Here is a 3,063-nt window from a genome sequence, read left to right as displayed (position 1 = left end):
TCCACCGCCGCACGGGTCGCGTGCAGAGCGTCTTCGACGCGCGCCTTCTTTTCCTTCATCTCCACTTCCGTCGCCGCACCGACCTTGACCACGGCGACACCGCCGGACAACTTGGCCGCGCGCTCCTGCAGCTTCTCGCGGTCGTAATCAGCGACGGCAATGCAAAACAGCACCGCGCCCAGGGTCAGGAAATGGGCACCACCTCGGCATAGAAATGGCATGTTTCGATTTCATTGTAGGATCAGTCATTCATAAGAGGCTCGCAGCACACATCGATACAGATCCAATGGCATAAGGTCCATTTGTGCCCTGCGCGCATCAATGTCGGCCATATCTTCGACTGGATCTTGCAACACCAGATCGCCTTCCTTGTTCTGTACAAATTGCGTACCGTAGCGCTGAGGCTGACCCAGGGCCAATAGTACGCGGTCCGAAAGCATTGCCAGATCAGCTTTTTTTAAGCCGCTGGTAGATGAACGTGCTATCAACGAATCGAGTACCTCCTGCTGAAATACAGGGTCGGCGTCAGCATGCTGCACTAGTAGCCAAGCATTTCGCACACCCTTCTGTCCGACCTGCTCTACCGTAGGGAATCCGTCATGCGCAACAAGATGCTTGAGCCAACGTAGGTTATCTGCATCCACCTCAGCCAGTCTTTGAAGCTGTTCCTGACTTGGTATCTGACCAACAGACAGCGGAGCGCGCACACGCTGATCGAGGTCAGCACGCCGGGAAAGCTCAGTCCCCAACGTACTCGAAATCGGTGGCGTCCCTACATGGCTGTCACTGTCCATATCACGACCCTCACGCGGATGTTTAGCCGCCCAAGCAGACAACTCCGGACAGGATTTAAACAGAGCAGCATCCTCGTCCGCGATAGACACCTCATCTGCCAGTAGTGGGAAGGCCATCACTACCAACCAAAGTACAAGTATAGTTCTAACGCAAGATTTCATCGACGTTTCTCCTTTTTTAACTAGGTTCTCTAGTAGCAATCTCTACACAGCCTTTTATTCAGCCATTACCTATATAATTGTGACGAAGCGTTCATCTTCCCTGCCTTCGACGCGCTCACTATTCCACCGACAGTATTCAGCACTACTCATAAAAGCCGCGTCAGTTATCGAATCGCAAGATCCGAGCTGATAAGAAGGTGACCCTTGGGCCAGCATCGACGCGAACGCATCAAGAAGGCGCAGCTCCGGCACTGACTCTTCGACGAACAGAAACTGGCCACCTGGATTGACCTCTAGAAATACCGGCCGACCCTGCAGATCGACCGCGAAATCCAGGCAACCGTAATGAAGGTCAAGTGCATTCATGAGACAGCGAATGCTGCGCTCTGTTGCAGTATCCAATGTCATTGAGGACATCAACATGTCACTGTTACTGAATTCCTGCCTCCAGTCGAGAAATGCCTCTCCTTTGCGCGATTCGATCTTCGCGGGGAAAATCCTATCTCCGATCACCGTTACCCGAATCTCATACGCCTTATCCACCACCTCTTGGTAAATTGCAGGGCATATCTCGATTGAGCGACGATTGATCTTGGCTAAGTCACTAATCACACTGGGAGCGACACTTGTCATACGACCGCTGGCGGTATGCCCCCAATAGTGAGGGAGGAAGTGCTTTACAAGTATCCGCCCCCAGCGTGATGCAAAATCCGCCACCTGCTCATAATCATTGGACACGAACTGGAATTGGGCGAACGCGGCGGCCGCATCCAGTTCGTGCCGAAGCCGAAGGTCGACCCCATGACCATCATCCGCATGATCCAGGGCCAGCCGCGCATCTTCCAGATGGACGGCCCCGACAAGCTGCGCCTGAAGATGGAACTCCCCGGCGCCACCGAACGCCTCACCACGGCGCGCAGCCTCTTGGAAAGCTTGGTGAATTCATGAACCTTGCTTAAACGTATAAGACTCCACGAAGGAGTGCGCCTTCACATGCGGGAGGGGGGGGGCTAGGATCCAGATCCGAAGGCTATAGTTCAGCAATCTGCCTTCAACAATTTGTGTTCGATGCGATTTGAAGCCAACACGAAAGGAACTCAGTATGAAGCTCAAGTTGACTGCTGCTTGTTTTTCGTTGCTGCTGGCGAGCATGGCGGTCGGTGCTGCTCAGCTTTCGCCGCGCGTCATCGAAGCCTCCGATGCCTTGATTGAAATTCCACTTGCGCAAAGCAAGCAAACAATCACTGTTCTAGCTGGCACCGTAGATATGCTGTATGCCGATGAACCCTCAAAAAAAGACGCACCGGCGCTGCTGTCAATAAAGAACGCTGAAATCATTTTTGATCGCACCAGCCTGTCCAGCCCGTGGATTTTATTGGATCCCAATGCGGGTGAGATCCAAGCTTTGAGTCTTAATATAGAGTTCGGGCAACACATGGCTAAATCCGGAGGAACTGTCTCACTCAGGTGCTCGGGTGGCCAGCTAATTAAGAATGGCCAAGGAACAGGAACATATCCGACCCGAAATCTGCCAAACACAAGTATAATGCCGGGCGCTAGCGTCTATTGCACGGGCACCGGCGGAAACATGATCGGCGTGACTTTCCCGCCGAGGACGATCGAACCCTGAGAGCACTCGCGTAGTAAAGAATGAACCGATCACAACGTGGCCCCGCAAGATGCGGGGCCACGTTGTTTTATCCGGTGGGTGCGATGGTGGAATCCGCTGCGCGGGTTCCACCCTACCCGACTCCAGAAGCGCCCCCTCTCCCATCACCGTGAAGCGCGCACCTTCACCACCGGGAGGTCTGCGTGTTCCAGGCGTTCGCACAGGGCGGCAACAACCGCTGCATGTTCTGGATCGGAGGTATCGATGCGTTCCGATCCGGTGCGCCCAGCGAGATAGCCGATGAATATCGCCAGGCCGAACTGGGACCGCTGCGTCGAGTCGCGGACCTCCCGCGGAACCCGCACGAACAGGGTATCTCCCTCCTCGAACACCCTGTCGCGCCAGGAAGGTTGGAGGTGAAAGCGTATAGGAAGTTCAAACGCCCTTTTCGGGCAGTCTGCTGGGTAGGCGGCGGTCGCGCAAGCCCCGTTTTGGGCA

The 3,063-nt window shown here is 54.7% G+C and carries 6 protein-coding genes; 2 read left to right on the top strand and 4 right to left on the bottom strand.

Going from position 1 to position 3,063, the window contains the following annotated elements; all coding sequences use genetic code 11:
* From WB794_RS13405 to WB794_RS13395, 3 genes are all read right to left on the bottom strand, one after another.
* Window positions 1-221, bottom strand: a 221-nt coding sequence (locus WB794_RS13405; RefSeq protein ID WP_337336355.1) for a hypothetical protein, incomplete at its 3' end; no start/stop codon positions are given.
* 24 nt (window positions 222-245) lie between these two features.
* Window positions 246-956, bottom strand: coding sequence for a DUF6624 domain-containing protein (locus WB794_RS13400; RefSeq protein WP_337336354.1), 711 nt, complete (start codon window positions 954-956; stop codon window positions 246-248).
* Between the two features lie 69 nt (window positions 957-1,025).
* A complete protein-coding gene (locus WB794_RS13395) occupies window positions 1,026-1,694 on the bottom strand; it encodes an MvdC/MvdD family ATP grasp protein (protein WP_337336353.1) in 669 nt (222 codons plus the stop codon).
* 9 nt (window positions 1,695-1,703) lie between these two features.
* On the opposite strand from WB794_RS13395, the gene WB794_RS13390 reads away from it, so the two are divergent.
* Window positions 1,704-1,904, top strand: a complete 201-nt coding sequence (locus WB794_RS13390) for a hypothetical protein (protein ID WP_337336352.1) — start codon at window positions 1,704-1,706, stop codon at window positions 1,902-1,904.
* A 154-nt stretch (window positions 1,905-2,058) separates the two neighbouring features.
* Entirely contained in the window at window positions 2,059-2,586 is a 528-nt protein-coding gene (locus WB794_RS13385; protein ID WP_337336351.1) for a hypothetical protein, read from the top strand.
* Window positions 2,587-2,729: 143 nt separating this feature from the next.
* Here WB794_RS13385 and WB794_RS13380 read toward each other — a convergent pair.
* A partial coding sequence (locus WB794_RS13380; RefSeq protein ID WP_337336350.1) for a hypothetical protein occupies window positions 2,730-3,063 on the bottom strand: 334 nt, incomplete at its 5' end.

Origin of the sequence: Denitratimonas tolerans, assembly GCF_037203605.1 — a bacterium.
GTDB classification, from domain to species: Bacteria; Pseudomonadota; Gammaproteobacteria; order Xanthomonadales; family Xanthomonadaceae; genus Denitratimonas; species Denitratimonas tolerans.
Note: the sequence above shows the minus strand (reverse complement) of the source record. Positions and strands in the feature narration are given on the sequence as shown.

Excerpts from the sequence above, each read along its gene's own strand:
- WB794_RS13385 (WP_337336351.1), top strand. The coding sequence starts at position 2,059 with ATGAAGCTCAAGTTGACTGCTGCTTGTTTTTCGTTGCTGCTGGCGAGC.
- WB794_RS13400 (WP_337336354.1), bottom strand. The coding sequence starts at position 956 with ATGAAATCTTGCGTTAGAACTATACTTGTACTTTGGTTGGTAGTGATG.